Source organism: Microbacterium sp. BF1 (assembly GCF_019279095.1).
GTDB classification, from domain to species: domain Bacteria; phylum Actinomycetota; class Actinomycetes; order Actinomycetales; family Microbacteriaceae; genus Microbacterium; species Microbacterium maritypicum.
The window spans coordinates 1-18,295 of sequence record NZ_JAGYWT010000002.1 but is presented as its reverse complement, the minus strand read 5'-3'; the positions used below and the strand labels follow the sequence as shown (position 1 = coordinate 18,295).

General features: G+C 67.2%; 18 protein-coding genes, 1 tRNA gene, 1 other RNA gene and 1 pseudogene. 15 read left to right on the top strand and 6 right to left on the bottom strand.

What is annotated here, in order from left to right:
* The 9 genes from KZA10_RS00200 to dapF form a co-directional block, all read left to right on the top strand.
* Positions 1 to 211, top strand: a 211-nt coding sequence (locus KZA10_RS00200) for a CinA family protein (protein WP_218681868.1), incomplete at its 5' end; no start/stop codon positions are given.
* A gap of 141 nt (positions 212 to 352) precedes the next feature.
* On the top strand, positions 353 to 661 hold the full coding sequence (locus KZA10_RS00195) for a helix-turn-helix domain-containing protein (protein ID WP_017830901.1): 309 nt from the start codon (positions 353 to 355) through the stop codon (positions 659 to 661).
* An 18-nt stretch (positions 662 to 679) separates the two neighbouring features.
* Complete coding sequence (locus KZA10_RS00190) at positions 680 to 904, top strand: DUF3046 domain-containing protein (RefSeq protein ID WP_055868718.1); 225 nt, start codon at positions 680 to 682, stop codon at positions 902 to 904.
* Between the two features lie 269 nt (positions 905 to 1,173).
* Positions 1,174 to 2,220, top strand: coding sequence for a recombinase RecA (gene recA / locus KZA10_RS00185; RefSeq protein WP_055868716.1), 1,047 nt, complete (start codon positions 1,174 to 1,176; stop codon positions 2,218 to 2,220).
* The gene (locus tag KZA10_RS00180) at positions 2,220 to 3,089 is read left to right on the top strand and encodes a regulatory protein RecX (RefSeq protein WP_218681867.1); all 870 of its coding nucleotides are present in this window, start codon (positions 2,220 to 2,222) and stop codon (positions 3,087 to 3,089) included. The genes recA and KZA10_RS00180 overlap by 1 nt, the downstream gene beginning before the upstream one ends.
* A 48-nt stretch (positions 3,090 to 3,137) precedes the next feature.
* Positions 3,138 to 4,685: a tRNA (N6-isopentenyl adenosine(37)-C2)-methylthiotransferase MiaB gene (gene miaB / locus KZA10_RS00175; RefSeq protein ID WP_218681866.1), complete on the top strand. Its 1,548-nt coding sequence runs from the start codon at positions 3,138 to 3,140 to the stop codon at positions 4,683 to 4,685.
* Positions 4,682 to 5,593 carry a tRNA (adenosine(37)-N6)-dimethylallyltransferase MiaA gene (miaA, locus tag KZA10_RS00170; RefSeq protein WP_218681865.1) on the top strand — a complete coding sequence of 304 codons (912 nt, stop codon included), beginning with the start codon at positions 4,682 to 4,684 and terminating at the stop codon, positions 5,591 to 5,593. The genes miaB and miaA overlap by 4 nt, the downstream gene beginning before the upstream one ends.
* 37 nt (positions 5,594 to 5,630) lie before the next feature.
* Entirely contained in the window at positions 5,631 to 6,161 is a 531-nt protein-coding gene (locus tag KZA10_RS00165) for a dihydrofolate reductase family protein (RefSeq protein ID WP_141388016.1), read from the top strand.
* A gap of 30 nt (positions 6,162 to 6,191) precedes the next feature.
* Positions 6,192 to 7,064 (top strand): diaminopimelate epimerase, encoded by an 873-nt coding sequence (gene dapF, locus KZA10_RS00160; protein ID WP_055868710.1) that lies wholly within the window; start codon positions 6,192 to 6,194, stop codon positions 7,062 to 7,064.
* Positions 7,065 to 7,106: 42 nt separating this feature from the next.
* On the opposite strand, the gene KZA10_RS00155 is transcribed toward dapF, so the two are convergent.
* Entirely contained in the window at positions 7,107 to 7,748 is a 642-nt protein-coding gene (locus KZA10_RS00155) for a class I SAM-dependent methyltransferase (RefSeq protein ID WP_055868707.1), read from the bottom strand.
* A gap of 68 nt (positions 7,749 to 7,816) precedes the next feature.
* On the opposite strand from KZA10_RS00155, the gene hflX reads away from it, so the two are divergent.
* The gene (gene hflX / locus KZA10_RS00150; protein WP_141388018.1) at positions 7,817 to 9,328 is read left to right on the top strand and encodes a GTPase HflX; all 1,512 of its coding nucleotides are present in this window, start codon (positions 7,817 to 7,819) and stop codon (positions 9,326 to 9,328) included.
* A 7-nt stretch (positions 9,329 to 9,335) separates the two neighbouring features.
* Here hflX and KZA10_RS00145 read toward each other — a convergent pair whose 3' ends face one another.
* Positions 9,336 to 10,001 (bottom strand): SIMPL domain-containing protein, encoded by a 666-nt coding sequence (locus KZA10_RS00145; RefSeq protein ID WP_141388020.1) that lies wholly within the window; start codon positions 9,999 to 10,001, stop codon positions 9,336 to 9,338.
* 141 nt (positions 10,002 to 10,142) lie between these two features.
* On the opposite strand from KZA10_RS00145, the gene ssrA reads away from it, so the two are divergent.
* The 3 genes and pseudogenes from ssrA to KZA10_RS17545 all read left to right on the top strand — a co-directional run bounded on the left by ssrA (position 10,143) and on the right by KZA10_RS17545 (position 13,550).
* Positions 10,143 to 10,512, top strand: a transfer-messenger RNA (tmRNA) gene (gene ssrA / locus KZA10_RS00140).
* Positions 10,513 to 10,676: 164 nt separating this feature from the next.
* Positions 10,677 to 13,069 (top strand): annotated as a pseudogene (locus KZA10_RS00135) (HAD-IC family P-type ATPase); the annotation flags it as partial.
* A 328-nt stretch (positions 13,070 to 13,397) separates the two neighbouring features.
* Entirely contained in the window at positions 13,398 to 13,550 is a 153-nt protein-coding gene (locus KZA10_RS17545) for a hypothetical protein (protein WP_256934175.1), read from the top strand.
* A gap of 23 nt (positions 13,551 to 13,573) precedes the next feature.
* Here KZA10_RS17545 and KZA10_RS00130 read toward each other — a convergent pair whose 3' ends face one another.
* Entirely contained in the window at positions 13,574 to 14,140 is a 567-nt protein-coding gene (locus KZA10_RS00130; protein ID WP_218681864.1) for a hypothetical protein, read from the bottom strand.
* 20 nt (positions 14,141 to 14,160) lie between these two features.
* Positions 14,161 to 14,958 (bottom strand): inositol monophosphatase family protein, encoded by a 798-nt coding sequence (locus KZA10_RS00125; RefSeq protein WP_127482461.1) that lies wholly within the window; start codon positions 14,956 to 14,958, stop codon positions 14,161 to 14,163.
* Between the two features lie 156 nt (positions 14,959 to 15,114).
* Between KZA10_RS00125 and KZA10_RS00120 the strand changes: the two genes are divergently transcribed.
* Positions 15,115 to 15,187, top strand: a tRNA-Lys gene (locus KZA10_RS00120).
* A gap of 331 nt (positions 15,188 to 15,518) precedes the next feature.
* Positions 15,519 to 17,018, top strand: coding sequence for an Ig-like domain-containing protein (locus KZA10_RS00115; protein WP_218681863.1), 1,500 nt, complete (start codon positions 15,519 to 15,521; stop codon positions 17,016 to 17,018).
* Between the two features lie 103 nt (positions 17,019 to 17,121).
* Here KZA10_RS00115 and KZA10_RS00110 read toward each other — a convergent pair whose 3' ends face one another.
* Both KZA10_RS00110 and KZA10_RS00105 read right to left on the bottom strand, forming a co-directional pair.
* Positions 17,122 to 17,604 carry a YbaK/EbsC family protein gene (locus KZA10_RS00110; RefSeq protein ID WP_167497467.1) on the bottom strand — a complete coding sequence of 161 codons (483 nt, stop codon included), beginning with the start codon at positions 17,602 to 17,604 and terminating at the stop codon, positions 17,122 to 17,124.
* A gap of 38 nt (positions 17,605 to 17,642) precedes the next feature.
* Positions 17,643 to 18,290 carry an MFS transporter gene (locus tag KZA10_RS00105; protein WP_256934173.1) on the bottom strand — a complete coding sequence of 216 codons (648 nt, stop codon included), beginning with the start codon at positions 18,288 to 18,290 and terminating at the stop codon, positions 17,643 to 17,645.
* Positions 18,291 to 18,295: the final 5 nt, after the last annotated feature.

Below are 18,295 nucleotides of genomic sequence, written 5' to 3'. Positions count from 1 at the left end.
GGGCGCGCCAGCCGATGTAGGCGTGTCGACGACGGGGATCGCCGGCCCGGACTCCCCGGACGGCCAGCCGGTCGGCACTGTGCACATCGGAGTCGTGACCCCTGTGGCGTCGCGGACCACGGCCTTCCACTTCAGCGGGGACCGCGACGCGATCCGGGCGCAGGCCGTGGCGGCAGCACTCCGAGAGGTGCTCGCGGTGGTGGCGGAATAGTGACGCCCTCGGCCTGGTTATCTCTCTTGTGCTCACACTAAAACCACAGAGTGCAGGGGTAGATTCTGTGCAGGCCAGGGGTACTAGACTGGCTGTCTCATCGGGGGAGACCTCGAACGATCACATGGGGAGGAGGTTCCGATGATTCTTGTTCGACAGGAAATCGGCGATGTGCTGAGGGACTTCCGCCTGCAGAAGGGGCGCACGCTCCGGCAGGTCGCAAGCAAGGCATCGGTTGCCCTCGGCTACCTCAGTGAGGTCGAGCGCGGGCAGAAGGAGGCGTCGAGCGAGATCCTCGCATCCGTCGCCGATGCGCTCGACGTTCCCATCTCGACGATCATGCGCGAGGTCGGAGATCGCATCTCCGTGCTCGAGGGCATCCAGGTGTTCCCGGATGTCGTTCCGGACGACCTCGTGGCCTCGATCGAACCCCAGCTCTCGCTGCACTGAACCACGGTCAGACCAACGATGCGTCGTAGCGAGTTCCTCCGCGCCGTCGAGACAGAGTTCCAGGCGCGTGCCTCCTCTCTGGTGAACGACCTCGGTCTCAGCGCCGTCGGCGGCCGTACGGCTGTGGAAGCGCTGGCCGACGGCACTCCACCGCGCGAGATCTGGTTGGCGCTGTGCGCCGAGATGGATGTGCCGGAGAACAGGCGGCATGGCGTCGGCAGGCAAGAGCCGCGCGGGCGCTGATCCGTCCCTCGATGTCCGATGCCTACGGGACACGCGATGAGATCCACGGCGTGTCGTCGAAGATCTGTTCGAAGCGGACGTAGTCTTCTGCACAAGTGGTTCAGGGAATCTGTTCTCCACGGTATGTGAGCTCGCGGCGTCGATGTCGGTGGCCTCTCCTACGGTGGAAAGCGAGCCGAAGAGCCATTACGCCTTGTCGGAGAGCTTCTCCCAACCGGGAGAGCCGCGACAGCCTACAGGCGGCATCACGCGCGCAGAAGGAGCACATCATGCCATCACCCGCCGACCGCGAGAAGTCCCTCGAGACCGCCCTCGCCCAGATCGACCGCCAGTTCGGAAAGGGCTCGGTCATGCGGCTGGGCAGCGATGAGCGTGCCCCCGTGGCTGTCATCCCCACCGGCTCCATCGCCCTCGACGTCGCCCTCGGCGTCGGAGGTCTCCCGCGTGGTCGAATCGTCGAGATCTACGGACCGGAGTCCTCGGGTAAGACGACTCTCACCCTGCACGCGATCGCGAACGCTCAGCGCGCCGGCGGCATCGCCGCCTTCATCGACGCCGAGCACGCGCTCGACCCGGATTACGCCGCGAAGCTCGGTGTCGACATCGACGCACTTCTGGTCTCCCAGCCCGACACCGGTGAGCAGGCGCTCGAGATCGCCGACATGCTCGTGCGCTCGGGGGCCATCGACCTCATCGTCATCGACTCCGTGGCCGCGCTCGTCCCTCGCGCCGAGATCGAGGGTGAGATGGGCGACTCGCACGTGGGTCTGCAGGCGCGACTCATGTCACAGGCGCTGCGTAAGCTCACGGGTGGTCTGAACCAGACCAACACCACGATGATCTTCATCAACCAGCTTCGCGAGAAGATCGGTGTGTTCTTCGGCTCGCCCGAGACCACCGCCGGTGGTAAGGCGCTGAAGTTCTACGCCTCGGTCCGCATGGACATCCGTCGTATCGAGACGTTGAAGGATGGCACCGACGCCGTCGGAAACCGCACCAGGGTGAAGGTGGTGAAGAACAAGATGGCACCGCCCTTCAAGCAGGCCGAGTTCGACATCCTCTACGGCGTCGGCATCTCCCGCGAAGGCAGCCTGATCGACTTCGGTGTCGAGCACGCCATCGTGAAGAAGTCGGGCTCGTGGTACACCTACGACGGAGATCAGCTGGGCCAGGGCAAGGAGAACGCGCGAACGTTCCTGCTCAACAACCCCGACATCGCGCTGGCCATCGAGACGCAGATCAAGCAGAAGCTCGGCATCGGCGGCGCGGCTGTGCCGGCGGCTGCAGACGAGCTCGCCGAGCGTCGTCCGGCCTGATGAACGACACTCGTGGGGGCGATCCGGATCGGGTCGCCCCCATCATCCCTCTCTTCGGCGGTGCATCGAAGAAGCCTGCCTCGACGCGACCGGCTCAGAACCCGGAGCGTGGCCAGGAGGCGGAAGAACCTTCGTCACGTACCGGAGATGCGGCCGTATGGCGTACGACCTGGGACGCGCCGCCCGCGGGGGTTTCCCGTATCGACGAGAGCGACGCAGGCACACCCAGCGATCGGCACCCCGCACGAGGAGTCAGGGGCAGCTCTGCCACAGCGTCTCGCTCGGCAGGTTCCGCTCCTCGTCTCCGTGCGCTCGGCGACGAGCCGAGAGACGGCATCGACAGCGGAGAGACGGCGTCGCTCGACGAGATCCGAGTCTCTGCAGAAGAGTCGCTCGTGCGCAAGCTGCGGGCTCGGTCGTTGTCCATCTCCGAGTCGCGGCAGGTGCTGAGGGGTGTGGGGCTCGACAGCGGCATGATCGACGATGTGATCGACGACTTCTGTCGTCGTGGCTATCTCGATGATTCCGCTCTCGCGGGGGTCCTCGTGACGTCGGGTGTGGAACGGAAGGGCCAGGGAAGAGTGGCCCTGTCGCGCGCGCTCGCCCAGCGGGGCATTCCGCGCGACGTGATCGACGCTGCTCTCGACGAGCTGCCTGACGATGATGACGAACGCGCGCTCGAGTTCGCACGAGGCAAGGCGCGATCGATGGGGCGGCTCGACCATGACACGGCTCTCCGGCGATTGGTGGGCCAGCTCTCCCGTCGCGGCTACAACGGATCTGTGGCGATGAAGGCCGCGAAGTCCGCGCTGCGGGAGTCCTCCTTCGGCGGTCCGACCTCCGGCGTCCGCTTCGTCGATTCCGACTGAGGTGGCGACACGCCCCTGCTCAGCAGCGGCTCGTACAATGGGGTGATCATGACTATCCCGCGCAGTGAACCGACGATCATCGGCGCGTCCTCGGCAGCCGTCGACGACGACGGACGACAGCGATCGTATGAAGTGCGCACCTTCGGGTGCCAGATGAACGTGCATGACTCCGAGCGTCTTTCGGGGTCGCTGGAGAGCGCGGGCTACGTACGTGCGCTCGACGGCGCCGAAGCCGACGTGGTGATCATCAACACGTGCGCGGTCCGCGACAACGCCGCGGGCAAGCTGTACGGCACGCTCGGACACCTCGCATCCGTCAAACGGCGCAAGGACGGTATGCAGATCGCGGTCGGCGGTTGTCTGGCGCAGATGGACAAGCAGGCGGTCCTCGACAAGGCCCCCTGGGTCGACGTCGTGTTCGGCACGCACAACATGGGCTCGCTCCCGGGGCTTCTCGAGCGCGCACGGCACAACGGCGACGCCGAACTCGAGATCCTCGAATCGCTCGAGGTCTTCCCCTCCACACTGCCGACCAAGCGCGACTCTGCACACAGTGGCTGGGTTTCCATCTCGGTCGGATGCAACAACACGTGCACCTTCTGCATCGTGCCGAGCCTTCGCGGCAAGGAGAAGGATCGACGTCCCGGCGACATCCTGAACGAGATCCGCCTCCTCGTCGAAGACGGCGCGATCGAGGTCACGCTCCTCGGCCAGAACGTGAACTCCTACGGGGTGGAGTTCGGTGATCGTCGGGCATTCGGCAAGCTGCTGCGGGCGGCTGGCGAGATCGAGGGGCTGGAGCGCATCCGATTCACGAGCCCGCATCCTGCGGCGTTCACCGATGACGTGATCGACGCCATGGCCGAGACCCCGAACGTGATGCCGCAGCTGCACATGCCGCTCCAGTCGGGAAGCGACCGCATCCTCAAGGCGATGCGCCGCTCGTACCGCAGCGAGCGATTCCTCGGGATCCTCGACCGGGTTCGCGCCCGCATCCCGAATGCCGCCATCACCACCGACATCATCGTCGGCTTCCCCGGCGAGACCGAGGAGGACTTCGAGGACACGATGCGGGTCGTCGAGCAGGCTCGTTTCTCCAGCGCTTTCACCTTCCAGTACTCGATCCGCGAGGGCACGCCCGCCGCGACGATGGAGGACCAGGTGCCGAAGGAGATCGTGCAGGCGCGCTACAACCGCCTGATCGCGCTCCAGGAACGCATCTCTCTGGAGGAGAACCAGAAGCAGGTCGGTCGCGAGATCGAAGTCCTGGTCTCCACGGGCGAGGGTAAGAAGGACACCGAGACCCACCGCCTCACGGGGCGTGCCGAAGACAACAGGCTCGTGCACTTCGAGGTCACGGAATACTCTGAGCTGCCCCGCCCCGGTGATGTCGTCACCGTGACCGTCACGCACGGCGCCCCGTTCCATCTGCTGGCCGACGATCCGACGGGGGCGCCGCTGAAGATCCGTCGCACTCGCGGTGGAGACGCCTGGGACCGCTCGCAGTCCGAGTCGTGCGCCGTTCCCGCTCCGAGTGGCGACGGAGGGCCGAAGGCCGTCTCGCTCGGGCTGCCCACGCTGCGTGTCCGCGTGTGACCGGACCACGACTCTGGGCGATCGTCGGGGCGACCGGCACCGGCAAGAGTGATCTCGCGATCGACCTGGCGGAGGCGCTGCGGGAGCAGGGCAATCCGGCCGAGATCGTGAACGCCGACGCCATGCAGCTCTATCGCGGAATGGATGTCGGCACCGCCAAAGTGCCGATGGGCGAGCGGCGGGGCGTTCGGCATCACCTCTTCGACGTCCTCGAGGCCGATGAGGACGCGGCCGTCGCGTGGTACCAGCCCCGGGCACGTGCTGCGGTGGAGGATATCCACCGCAGAGGCGGTGATGCGATCCTCGTCGGCGGTTCTGGCCTCTACGTGTCGAGCGTCGTGTTCGACTTCCGGTTCCCTCCTCGCGATGCGGAACTGCGTGAGCGCCTCGAGCGGGAACTCGAGACCCACGGAACCGCGCAGCTGCTCGAACGTCTGCGCGTACTCGATCCCGAAGTGGCCGCGCGTGTCGATCCGCGCAATCCTCGTCGTGTCGTGCGTGCCCTCGAGGTGCTCGAGCAGGGGAGCGCGACACACGGTGCGGCCCTCCCCGAACGTCCCGTCCTCTGGCATCCGCACACGCGTCTCGTCGGTCTCCGCGTCGACCGCGCAGCTCTCGTCGAGCGCCTCGATGCCCGCGTGGAGCGCATGTGGGACGGCGGGATCCTCACCGAGGTGGAGGAGCTACGCGCACGGGGGCTCGAACGCGGTACGACGGCGCCGCGTGCGATCGGCTATGCGCAGGCGCTCGCCCAGCTCGAGGGGTCCCTCACCGAACGCGAGGCCATCGCACAGACCCAGGCGCTCACACGGCGGTATGCCCGCCGGCAGGTGTCGTGGTTCAAGCGCTATCCCGACCTCGAATGGTGGGATGCTCCGGCGGAGGCCGACACGCTCCTGCGCGCCTGACCATCTCCATGTCGGTGCCTCCTGCGATGCTGGCCGCATGACGAAGACCCACTTCTACACCGCTTCCAGTCTCGACGGGTTCATCGCCACCGAGGAGCACTCCTTGGACTGGCTGCTCACGCAGGACATCGACCAAGACGGACCGATGGCGTACACAGGGTTCGAGCGCAGCATCGGAGCTCTGGCGATGGGGTCGTCGACCTACGAGTGGGTGATGCGCCACGAGGAGGGACGGTGGGGCTACACGCAGCCCACGTGGGTGTTCACGCACCGTGAGCTGGAGCTGCCGGCCGGTGCTGACGTCAGACTGACCCAGGCCGATGTCAGCATGGTGCATGCAGAGATGGTGCAGGCGGCAGAGGGGAAGGATCTCTGGGTCGTGGGCGGGGGAGACCTGGCCGGCCAGTTCGCCGACGCGGGGCTGCTCGACGAAGTGTGGGTGCAGTACGCACCGGTGACGCTCGGCTCGGGCGCTCCACTGCTTCCGCGCAGGCTCGACCTCGAGCTGCTCGAGGTGGCTCGCAACCGCAACTTCCTCTGCGGGCGTTACCGACTCGCGCGGCACTGAGTGGTCGTGCGTGATCCCTAGACTGGAGCCATGGTCGCATTCACCAAGGGTCACGGCACGGGCAACGACTTCATCATCATCGCTGACCCGGACGGCGAGCTCGATCTGACCGTCGAGCAGGTCGCGGTGCTGTGCGATCGTCATTTCGGCATCGGCGCTGATGGAATCCTTCGCGTCGTGAGGTCCTCGGCCATTCCCGAAGGCGGTGCGACCCTTGATGAGGAGCCGCAGGCGGAATGGTTCATGGATTACCGCAATGCCGACGGATCGATCGCCGAGATGTGCGGAAACGGCATCCGCGTGTTCGCTCACTATCTCGTGCGCTCCGGTCTCGCGACGATCGAACCCGGCTCGACCTTGCCGATCGGCACGAGGGCGGGTGTGCGCGACGTCACCCGAAGCGCCACCGGATACCAGGTGGATCTCGGTCGCTGGAAGCTCTCCGGTGACGACCCGCTCGTACGCGTCGACGGGCTGTCCGTCACCCGGCCGGGGCTCGGTATCGACGTGGGTAACCCGCACGTCGTTGTGGCCCTCGCCTCGGAGGCCGAGCTCGCGTCTCTGGAGCTGCACCGCGCGCCTGACCTCGACCCGCTGCTTCCCGCGGGCGCCAACATCGAGTTCGTGGTTCCCGGTGAACCGCTCGTCCGCGACGGCATCGGCCATGTGAGCATGCGCGTCTACGAGCGTGGCGTGGGAGAGACGCTCAGCTGTGGCACGGGGGTCGCCGCGACAGCCCTGGCGGTGCGGTACTGGGCGGGCGAGAAGGCTCCGAACAACTGGCAGGTCGAGGTGCCGGGAGGTACGCTCGGCGTGCGCATGTTCCCTGCGGAGGACGGCGAGCACGTCGCCCTCTCGGGGCCCGCGCAGCTCGTGTTCCAGGGCGAGGTCGACCTCGCCTGAGCACCCGACTCGGGTGCCACCGAGAATCGGAGAACCGCGGGCTCAGCTGAGGATGATCGGCTCCGTCGGCGGGTTTCCGTGCTTGCGTACCTTGAGGATGCGGTAGCCCTTGCCCGTGGCGGTGCGGAAGACGCTGTAGCCGGGGTGGAAGGTCGATCCGATCCATCGCTGAAGCGAATCGGCACCGAGGTTGCGCTGCACGACGAGCCACGCGTCGCTGCGCTCATCGAGGCGCGGGATCCAACGCTCGAGAAGCCCGTGCAGCTCGTTCTTCCCCACGCGGATCGGCGGGTTCGAGCGGATCGTGCGGAAGGTGACGTGCTCGGGAACATCGTCGGGCAGAGATGCGTTGACATTGGTGAGCCCGAGAGCTGCCGCGTTTCGACGCACCAGATCGAGGGCACGCTCGTTCACATCGACGGCCCACACCGTCGCGTGGGGAGCGGCCAGGGCCATCGAGAGCGTCACCGGACCCCAGCCGCTGCCGAGGTCGAGAAGATCGCCGCCCGGGGGAACCGGGGGCATGTTGGCGAGGAGCACTGCAGTGCCGGCATCCAGACGATCCGGGCTGAAGACTCCACCGGCGGTGGTGACTTCCAGCTCTCGACCTGCGAGCGATACGCGGATCTTACGCAGATTCTCGGGGCTTGCCGGGGCCGCAGTGAAGTAGTGATCTGACCCCATACGGTGAGCGTACCGGACAGCGCGGGCTAAGGTTAAGGCTCGCAACAAATCCCAGAGACAAGGAACGGATGACGGAGACCACCACACCCTCCACCGGCGACCACACGGTCGATCGTGTGCTCGCGCACGCGGAGAAGCGCTCGGACGTCCACGTCTTCGGCGCTGCGCAGGCGCTGCAGGATGAATCGACGGCATCGCACACGAGCTCGGACGGCGCGCAGTGGGATCTCGAGGACCGTCATGCGCTTCGACGCGTCGGGGGGCTCTCGACGGAGCTCGAAGACGTCACCGAGGTCGAGTACCGACAGTTGCGCCTGGAGAACGTCGTCCTCGTGGGCGTATATCCCCAGGGAGCTCAGGAAGACGCGGAGAACTCACTCCGGGAACTCGCCGCGCTGGCGGAGACCGCTGGTGCGGTCGTGCTCGACGGTGTGCTGCAGCGTCGTCCGCACCCCGATGCCGCGACCTACCTCGGCCGAGGCAAGGCCCAGGAACTCAAGGACATCGTCGCCGCCGTCGGAGCCGACACCGTCATCGCCGACACCGAGCTCGCACCGAGCCAGCGTCGCGCACTCGAGGACGTCGTCAAGGTCAAGGTCATCGACCGGACCACGGTGATCCTCGACATCTTCAGCCAGCACGCGAAGAGCCGCGAGGGCAAGGCCCAGGTCGAGCTGGCCCAGCTCGAATACCTGCTGCCGCGTCTGCGCGGCTGGGGCGATTCGATGAGCCGCCAGGCCGGTGGCCAGGTGGGCGCCGGCGGCGCCGGAATGGGCTCCCGTGGCCCCGGTGAGACCAAGATCGAACTGGATCGCCGACGGATCCGCACCAAGATGGCTCTGCTCCGACGGCAGATCCGCGACTTCGGTCCTGCCCGTGACGCCAAGCGCGCGGAGCGCAAGCGGAACACGATCCCCTCCGTGGCGATCGCCGGATACACGAACGCGGGCAAGTCCAGCCTCCTCAACGCGCTCACCAGCGCGGGAGTGCTCGTGGAGAACGCGCTGTTCGCGACGCTGGATGCGACCGTGCGTCGCACTGAGACGGAGGACGGCCGCGTCTACACCTTGACCGACACCGTCGGATTCGTGCGCAACCTCCCGCATCAGCTCGTGGAAGCGTTCCGTTCGACGCTGGAAGAGGTCGGCGAGGCCGACGTCGTCCTCCACGTCGTCGACGGGTCGCACCCGGATCCGGCAGGTCAACTGCAGACCGTGCGAGATGTGCTCGGCGATGTCGGCGTCCGCGACCTCCCGGAGATCGTCGTCTTCAACAAGGCGGATCTGATCGACGAGGACGAGAGGCTCGTGCTTCGCGGTCTCCAGCCCCACGCCCACTTCGTGTCGTCACGATCGGGCGAGGGAATCGCGGAACTTCGCGCTGCGGTCGAGGAAGCACTCCCGAAGCCTGCCGTCGAGGTGCATGCCGTGATCCCCTACGATCGCGGCGACCTGGTCGCGGCGATCCACGAGTCCGGCATGCTCCTCTCCGTGGAGCACACGGAGGACGGCACTGCTGTGCACGCTCGCGTGTCGGAGCGTCTCGCCGCCGAACTCGCTCCGTTCGCCGCGCAGAGCTGAGCGGATCTCATCGGGCGAGGAAGCGCGCCTCCACCGTGGCGGAGATCACGATCTCCTCGGGTTCGTATTGCATGGCCGGTGCCGCGTCGGCGGCGAACGCCACCCCACCACGCGCTTTGAGCATCGGAGCACCCGGTGACGGCTGTCCGCTGGAGATGAGACCGACGTCGGCGATCTCCAGGGGAGTGACCTCATCCAGGCCGAGCGCGCCCGCGTAGGCCTCGGCTCGTGTGACCGCGACACCGACGGCTGCGGCGGCCACATCGCGCTCGATCTGCGCGCGCGTGGCGGTCGTCAGATGCCAGTCCACCCAGCCCACCTCGACCCCGTCCCAGGGGGAGATGTCGGAGACCCAGATGGACAGGTCGGAGGCCTCCGCGAACGTGGCGGTGAAATCGATGCTCGCGTAGTACACGGGAGCGAGACGCTTGCCGTCGTTGCTCCACGGGCGTTCGGCCCGCACCGAGAGCCGCTTGCTCGTCCACTCGACGACGCTGCCCGTGTCCGCACGGTCGGTGATGCTGCTGCGCACAGGTTCGGCAAGGCGCATCACGTTCTCGACGACGGCTGTGCGCTCGGGCCCATCCGCACGCACTCCGACGCGGATGGTGGCGCGCTCAGGGGCGACCCGCGCCTCGTGCTCGCCGCGGACGGTGACGGTGACTTCGCTCATGGGGCGACTCTACGCCAGCCGTCGGACCGGATGCGGAATGGCGTAGCCGCGGAGAACGTTGTAGTCTGTGATGCTCGGGCGTTCACCGCTCGGGCTGGTAATTCCACAGTGTGACAGCGGCTCCTTCGAGAGAAGGACCACGGGGCTGATCGGTTTCGACAGCGCCTGTGAATCCACGAGAAGCGGGCCGAGGATGCAGAGTTATCTCGTAAACGCTCTCTGCAAAACAATAGTTGCCGAAACCAAGCGCAACGACTTCGCCCTCGCTGCATAAGCGAGCCCGATAGTCCGTCAGGCCGTATGTGATTCCGATACGGATCCTGGCGTCATCTAGGAATCTTGCTGCGTGATGGCGTCTGGACGTCACGTGGGACTCTTCCCAGGCTGGGCTTGTCGACTTAGGTGTCTGTGACAAAGGTCGGAGCCGAGTAGAACGTCTTCACAGACTGCGCCCGGAGAAGGCGTGGAGACTCAGCGTTGGACGGGGGTTCGATTCCCCCCAGCTCCACCACGTCGCTGTCACACAGGAATGAGGCCCGCCTCTCCCAGGAAACTGGGGGAGGCGGGCCTTTCTGCGTCGGGGCGGCAACACGATAACGACCCCGCGCCGTCCCTCCGGCGCGATGGCATCGCGACGCACTCGAAAACGGCCGGGGGCGCTCCATATTGAGGTCTGTGGACAACACTTCGGAACCACCCACGAGCGGTCTCACCAGGACCGAGGTCGCCGAACGCGTCGCCGCCGGCAAGACCAATGCGTTCGTCGCCGACACCAGCCGCAGCGCGTGGAGCATCGTACGCGCGAACGTGTTCACCCTCTTCAACGGCATCGTCTTCGCCTGCTTCTTCGTGTTGTTCCTCGTCGGGCGACGGCAGGATGCCCTCTTCGGACTCGCGGCGTTCGCGAACGCGATCATCGGGTGCGTGCAGGAGTTCCGGGCGAAGTCCGCACTCGACCGTCTCGCGCTGATGAACGCACCGCGCGCGCTGGTCCTCCGAGACGGTGAGGAGGTCGAGGTCGCGCCGGGAGAGGTCGTCCTCGACGATGTCCTCGTGTTCCGGGCCGGAGAGCAGGTACCGGCCGACGCGCGGGTCCTCACCGCGCGGGGGCTCCAGATCGACGAGTCGATGCTCACGGGGGAGTCGGACCCGGTGGAGAAGCAGCCCGGCGACGACGCGCTCTCCGGAGCCGTGGTCGTTGCAGGAGAAGGAACCGCGACCGCGACACGCGTGGGCGCCGACTCCTATGCGAACCACTTCGCGGGTGAGGCCAAGCGCTTCTCTCTCGTCTCCAGTGAGCTGCGCACATCGGTCAATCGGGTCTTGAAGTGGGTCAGCTGGATCATCGGCCCGGTCGGGCTTCTCGTCCTCAATGCGCAGATCATCGTTCTCGGCGGTTACTCCACGGTCTTCTCGAGCGGTGCCTGGGTGCAGGCGGTGGTGAACACGATCGCGTCGTTGACGGCGATGATCCCGCTCGGCCTCGTGCTCATGACGAGCATCGCGTTCGCGGTGGGAGCGTCACGGCTCGCCCGCAGGCAAGTGCTGGTGAACGAGCTGCCGGCGGTGGAAGGCCTCGCGCGCGTCGACGTGGTATGCCTCGACAAGACCGGCACGCTCACAGTCGGCGAGATCGGGTTCGACGAGGCGCACCGCCTCGACGGGCTCTCCTCGCCGCAGGAGGAGGACGCGGCGGCGGTATTGGCGTGGTCCGCCGCGTCGCCCGATGCGAACGCGACCGCACGGTCGATGCGAACGGCCTACCCTGTGATCTCGCCTGTCGTCGTCTCGGGCTACATCCCGTTCTCGTCCGCACGCAAGTGGAGCGCGGTCTCGTTCGCCGAGGTCCCTGGGACATGGGTCATGGGGGCGCCGGAGATGGTGTTCGGCGATGCGGCGACGTCGTCGGCCACGCAGCTCGGTCGCACCGTGACCGCGTTGGCCGAGACCGGCCGACGCACGCTGGTCCTCGGTCATGCCGACGCGGTGCTCTCCGAGGCCGATGTCGATGCCGAGCGGCTCCCTGAGGGTCTCAAGGCCATCATCGTGCTCACGTTCCGGGAGCAGGTGCGCCCCGACGCCGCACAGACCCTCGCGTACTTCGGGCGCCAGCAAGTCGGCATCCGCATCATCTCGGGCGACAACCCTCGCACCGTCGCAGCCATCGCGCGCGAGGTCGGTCTCGACGTCGCCGAAGGGTTCGATGCCAGAGGGCTTCCCGACGATGATGCCGAACTCGCCGACGTGCTCGACCGGCACACGGTGTTCGGACGCGTCACCCCCGAGCAGAAGAAGCGCATGGTCACGGCGCTGCAGAGCCACGGGCACACCGTCGCGATGACCGGCGACGGCGTCAACGACGCCCTCGCCATCAAAGCGGCCGACATCGGGATCGCGATGAACTCGGGATCGCCGGCCACCAAGGCCGTCGCAAGGCTCGTGCTGCTGGACGGGCAGTTCTCGCACCTGCCGGATGTCGTCGCCGAGGGGCGCCAGGTCATCGCGAACATCGAACGCGTTTCGATGCTGTTCCTGAACAAGACGGTCTATGCGACGCTCTTGGCGATCATCTTCGGCGCATTCGTCCTCGAGTTCCCGTTCCTGCCGCGTCAGCTCTCCATCACCGACGGCCTCACCATCGGCATCCCCGCGTTCTTCCTCGCGCTCATGCCCAACGCGGCGCGCTACGTCCCGGGGTTCCTCCGGCGCTCGCTCAGCTTCGCGATCCCTTCGGGCATCGTCGTCGCCCTGGGACTGACCTGGTACACGTTCGTCGCGCACGGACTGGGCGTGCACGAGGAGCAGCTGCGCACAGAGGAGCCACGGTCATCCTCGCCGTCGTGGGCATCTGGGTGCTGGCCGTCCTCGCGCGCCCGCTCAATCGGTTCAAGGTGGCCGTCGCGGGGGCGATGTTCATCCTGCTCATCGCCGTGTTCAGCATTCCGCTGGCCAGACAGTTCTTCGTGCTCGTCGATCCCGGGCCGGAGCTCGCCGTCGCGCTCACCGGGATCACGATCGTCATGGTCGCAGCGATCGAGGTCGTGCGGCTGCTGCACCGCCGCCTCGTGCTGTCACCGCCGCCGCGGAAGGATCCGAGCGTCGCCACCAGCGCATCCGAACCGCCGGTATCCGCTCCCCGTGTCGTCGCCGGCGTCATCATGACCGTGGTCGCCGTCCTGGCGTACGCTTTCGGCGCCCTGGCGACCGGGTTCGGCATCCTGGTGTTCCTGGGGCGCTACGACCCGGATGTGAGCGCCTCGGTGTTCTCCCTCACCGGGGCGGCCATCGCGCTGTTCGGCCTCCTCGTCTTCGCGGTCGCCGCCGGCATCCGCCGGGGGAGCGGACTCTCGCGCCTCATGCTCACGATCTTTCCTCGGGCTCGCGATCGCGCTCAGCGTGATCGTGCTCGTATTCGGGGACCGCTGGGACTGGGGAGCCGCCCTGACCGCCGCGTTCGCAGCCGGGATCATCGTTCTGCTGTGGACTCCGCCGGTGTCGCGAACCTTCGGACGCATCCTCGAGAGCTCGATGGGCTCAGCGGCCCCGTAGCGGTTGCTGACGTCGGCTCATCCTCAGCGAGGCCACTCGATGAGGATGAGCCCCTGCCGAGTATCGGCGAGGCGCACCCAGCCGTTGCCGAACAGGTAGGTCATCCCGTAGCCGTCATCATCCGTACCCATTGCGTATCTGGGGTCTTCGGTGAAGTAGACACCGTCCGCTCCGTCCTCGCGCTTCCAGCCCTCGGCGAGGAGAGCGGACTGCGCGGAGGCGGCATCGGCGTCGTCGATGGCCGACCAGCCGTAGAGCTGCCCGTGGTCGGAGCCGACGGTGTAGTCGGCCCAGAAGCACAGCAGCCCCTCGGTCAGCTCGACGCCCCCGGCGACGAACTCCTTCGTCTCGGCCGTCCAGCCGGCCTCGGCGAGGGCCGCGACCGTGCCCGCCGAGATCATCGATTCGCAGGTCAGCTCCGTTTCGGGCGCCTCGGGTGTCGGAGAGCTCACGGGGGCGGTGGTCTCCGTCGGGCGGGGGTCGACGGCTTCAGGTGTCGACGAGGGCCGTGGTTCCGGTGCGGAGCACGCGCTGAGGGCTGCGGCGAGCAGCAGCACGCCCGCAGCGGCGGACATGATCCGGGAGTTCATCGCGGTCCTCGTCGTTCGGTTCAGCTCTGCATCAGGGTCAGGAAGTCACCGTGAAGGGTTCCGTTGGTGGCAAGTGTCGAGCGCGCGGAGATCGTCTCGGTTCCGTCGACAGCCGTCATCCGTCCGCCGGCTTCGCGGACGATCGGCACCGCTGCGGCGATGTCGTACTCCTTGACGCCGAACTCGGCGACCATGTCGATGCGCCCCTCTGCGAGGAGCATGTAGGAGTAGACGTCTCCGTAGGCGCGGTCGCGCCAGACTCGTTCAGCGACGGTCAGGAGCGTGTCGAGGCGGTCGGCCTCCGCCCACTGCGCGATGCTCTGGAAGCTCACACTCGCGTCGTCGAGAGAGGAGACGGACGAGGTGCGCAGCCGGCGCGCTTCGCCCTCGACGGTCGTCCAGGCGCCTTGTCCTTCTGATGCCCACCAGCGTCGTCCGAGCGCCGGCATGCTGACGACACCGATCTGGGGGACGCCGTCGATCGCGAGTGCGATCATCGTGCCCCAGAGCGGGACGCCACGAAGGAAGTTGGCCGTTCCGTCGATCGGATCGATGATCCACTGTCGCTGTGTGCTGCCCTGAGCGCCGAACTCCTCGCCGAAGATGCCGTCCTCCGGACGCTCGGTCTCGAGGATGCTGCGGATCGCACGCTCGGTGGCGAGATCGGCGTCCGTCACGTGGGAGTTGTCGGCCTTGGTCGAGATCTCGAGGTCCGAGGCATCGAACCTGGGGAGCGACTGCGCATCGGCGGCATCGGCCAGGCGGAGGGCGAGCTCGAGGTCGTGGCGCAGGGCTTCAGCGTGGGGGGAGGTGGTCACGGTCTAAGAATAGTCGTCGGGTCCACGCCGTCGGAGGGCCGAAAGGCCATGTTTCGACGCCGTTTCCGGGGCGGCGCGCCCGGGGTCCGAGCTCGATTTCACATGGACCCGGTCGGCTGGTAATGTAATTCCTCGGTCGGGGTTATCCCGGGCCACGCACCTCTAGCTCAATCGGCAGAGCAACTGACTCTTAATCAGTGGGTTCTCGGTTCAAGTCCGAGGGGGTGCACGGAATAGCCTCAGTAGATCTCGCCATCTACCGGGGCTTTTCTGCTTTCTGTGCTGCGTCACGCGATACGTCGAGTCCGACTCCGGTCGCGTCCGGTGCAGCCAGTTGCCTCCGCTCCTGCAGCGCTGTCGTCGATCCCGTCGTGGTTCCGAGTCGGTTCCGTGTGGGGAATCCGGCGGTATCGCGTAATGGATCGGTCCCGACGTGGTCTCTCAGGTGGGGACACACGCCTCGCGCCTTCGGAGGCACAGCTGCGCAGCAGCCGCGCCGGAGGAGTGGGGCCATCAAGAAACTGGGGAAGATCTTGCACGAGAGAAGAGGCGGCGCCGGCGTGCGCCGAAAGACGACCGCGATCATCGCCGCGGCAGCAGTGCTCACCACCGTGATCACTCTCGCGGGGGCGGGGGCCGCTTCGGCGGCGGAGTACGACTATCCCGCGGCCATCGATCCGTCGTCGATCACCGTGACGACCGTGGGCGGTGGTGGCGGCGTGTCGCAGTGGGACCGGGTGCGTGTCGACGCCGACTGGGCGGTGCCGGACGGGGCCGTCGGCGGTCAGACCTTCGGATTCACGCTCCCGAAGGAGTTCGCCAGCGCCGGGACGACGTTCTCCGTGCCCTCGGCCGAGGACTCGAGCAAGCCGATCGCTGAGTGCACCGTGAGCTCCGATGCCTCTCCGGTCGTGACATGCACGCTCACCGACTACGTGAACGGCCGCACCGGGGTGACCGGATCGCTGTGGTTCGTCGCCTCGGCTGACGAGCAGACGACGGAGAGCACGGTGGAGTTCACGGTCGACGGCGCCATCACGCCGGTCGAGATCCCCGGTGGCGGTATCGGTCCATCCTCGCCGCTGCCCACCGACCCGCAGAAGTGGTCGTGGCAGACCGCTGACGGCAGGATCGCGTGGCAGCTGATGCTGCCCGGTGCGAGCTTCGAGGGTGCGGAGTCGATCGTGGTCGACGACACCCTCACCGGTGCGGGCGACGGGCTCGCGGAGCATCACAACGAAGACGGTCAGCTCGTGGTGTGGAGCACGACGATGCAGGACCAGGATCCGCAGCCGATCACGAACTGGACCGGATCCTGGAACGCCGACGGAACCTCCTTCCACCTCGAGATCCCTGGACCGGTCGACCCGACGCGGATGTACTTCGTGAAGTACTTCACCGTGCCGAGTTCGCAGGCGGACGGGGCGACCTTCGCCAACACGGCCGACGTCAACGGCGTCAAGCTCGAGGAGACGAGGGCGTGGACGGTCACGGGCGGAGGGACCGGGGACGGTGACGCGACCGGTGCGTTCACCGTGACCAAGCTCGTCGGCGGATCCGGTGCGTCCGGCGTGCCGGCCGATGCCGAGTACACGGTGCGATACAGCTATGGTGATCCGGTCGTCGAACGCACCGTCACCGTCACGGCCGGGGCCACTGCGCCGCTCATCCACCTGCCGGCGGGGACCGTGGTGACGTTGTCGGAGCTGACTCCGCCGGCCCTCGACGGAATCGAGTGGGGTGCGCCCGTGTTCTCAGGAACCGGGGTCACCGCGCTGGCCGATGGGGGAGCTCAGCTCACCGTCGGAACCGGCACCACGCTCGCAGTCACCCTCACCAACACAGCCACCACGACGCCGCCGGTGATTCCGCCGACGACACCGCCGACCGTCGTCACGCCACCGACCGAGCTGCCGCTCACGGGTGGATCGTCGCTGGCCACCACCGGAGGGAATGTACCCGCCGGGATGCTCTGGGCCGGGGGCGCGGCGCTGGTGCTCGGTATGGCGCTCACCGTTCTCGGAGCCGTGCGCGCTCGTGCGCGCGTCACCCAGGACTGATCGATCGCACGAGGCCGGTGCCGAGGAGCTTCCGCTCCTGGGCGCCGGCCTCGCCGTTTCCGCGGGTGCCTGCGGCTCGCGAGGGACCGTGGTGCTGCGCCAGTCAGGCCACCGAGATGACCGAGCCGTCGGTGATGGTGCGGAGCTGTGCGAAGGTCAACGGCATGACGGTGTGAGGGTGCCCCGCGGCCGCCCAGAGCGTCTCGTGGTGCTGCAGGTCTTCGTCGATGTAGGTGCGAAGCGGTGCGGGGTGTCCGACGGGCGCGACGCCACCGATCGCCTGGCCCGTGGCAGAGCGGACGACTGACGCGGGGGCCATGGCCACCTCGGCCACCCCGATACTGCTCGTCAGGGTGACGAGATCCACGCGGTGTCCGCCGCTGGTCATCACCAGAACTGGCACGCCGTCGGCGAGGAACACGAGGCTGTTGGCGATCGCCGATACCTCGCATCCGATCGCCGCTGCGGCCTCCGCCGCCGTGCGCGCCGAATCGGGGAGCACACGGATCACGGTGTCGATGCCCGCTTCCACGAGGTGTCGCTGCACGATCCTGCTGCGTTCGGGGAGAGAAGCCGTTTCACTCATCGCCCCACGATATCCAAGGAGCGTTCGGCCGTGCCGACTCAGGATGCGTCACCGACGAGGATCGCTGCGGCGTCTTCCGTCGTGGTGTCCGCGGGCTCGTCGTCGATGTGGGCCAGTGCCCGGCGTCCGAGGAGGACGCTGAGGGCGGCGAGCAGCACCGAGGCGGCGGCGAACAGGTAGGGCACCGTCGCGTTGAACGCATGCCACAGCAACGCCGCGATCGGGGGAGCCATCGCGCCGCCGAGGAAGCGGACGGCCGAGTATGCCGAGGAGGCGACGGAGCGGGGGAGGTCGGTCGCCTCCATCACCGCTTCGGTCAGCACGGTGTTCATCACGCCGAGGAGGAGTCCGCCGACCACGATGCAGGCGACCAGCGCGGCGGCGTTCGCCACCAGGAGTCCCGCGGCGATGAGATCGATCGCCAGCAGGGGGAGCACGACCAGGATGATGCGGGTGCGGGCCATCCGGCGCATGAGGAGCGGTGCGACCCAGACGCTGGTGACGGCGAGCGCGACACCCCAGCCGAAGAACGTGAGGCCGATGCCCATGGCCCCGAAGCCTAGGTGTTCTTCCCAAGGAGGTTGTGGGCAGCGTGGCCTGATGGAATGAGGTGAGGACCTCCGGTATCGATATGGGCTACCACACTCATTCGATCGACAGAGGTCCTCATGTCTTACGTTACCCATGCTCG

Coding starts and splice junctions, on each gene's coding strand:
- KZA10_RS00195 (WP_017830901.1), top strand. CDS start 353: ATGATTCTTGTTCGACAGGAAATCGGCGATGTGCTGAGGGACTTCCGC.
- KZA10_RS00190 (WP_055868718.1), top strand. CDS start 680: ATGCGTCGTAGCGAGTTCCTCCGCGCCGTCGAGACAGAGTTCCAGGCG.
- recA (WP_055868716.1), top strand. CDS start 1,174: ATGCCATCACCCGCCGACCGCGAGAAGTCCCTCGAGACCGCCCTCGCC.
- KZA10_RS00180 (WP_218681867.1), top strand. CDS start 2,220: ATGAACGACACTCGTGGGGGCGATCCGGATCGGGTCGCCCCCATCATC.
- miaB (WP_218681866.1), top strand. CDS start 3,138: ATGACTATCCCGCGCAGTGAACCGACGATCATCGGCGCGTCCTCGGCA.
- KZA10_RS00165 (WP_141388016.1), top strand. CDS start 5,631: ATGACGAAGACCCACTTCTACACCGCTTCCAGTCTCGACGGGTTCATC.
- dapF (WP_055868710.1), top strand. CDS start 6,192: ATGGTCGCATTCACCAAGGGTCACGGCACGGGCAACGACTTCATCATC.
- KZA10_RS00155 (WP_055868707.1), bottom strand. CDS start 7,748: ATGGGGTCAGATCACTACTTCACTGCGGCCCCGGCAAGCCCCGAGAAT.
- hflX (WP_141388018.1), top strand. CDS start 7,817: ATGACGGAGACCACCACACCCTCCACCGGCGACCACACGGTCGATCGT.
- KZA10_RS00145 (WP_141388020.1), bottom strand. CDS start 10,001: ATGAGCGAAGTCACCGTCACCGTCCGCGGCGAGCACGAGGCGCGGGTC.
- KZA10_RS00130 (WP_218681864.1), bottom strand. CDS start 14,140: ATGAACTCCCGGATCATGTCCGCCGCTGCGGGCGTGCTGCTGCTCGCC.
- KZA10_RS00110 (WP_167497467.1), bottom strand. CDS start 17,604: ATGAGTGAAACGGCTTCTCTCCCCGAACGCAGCAGGATCGTGCAGCGA.
- KZA10_RS00105 (WP_256934173.1), bottom strand. CDS start 18,290: ATGGGTAACGTAAGACATGAGGACCTCTGTCGATCGAATGAGTGTGGT.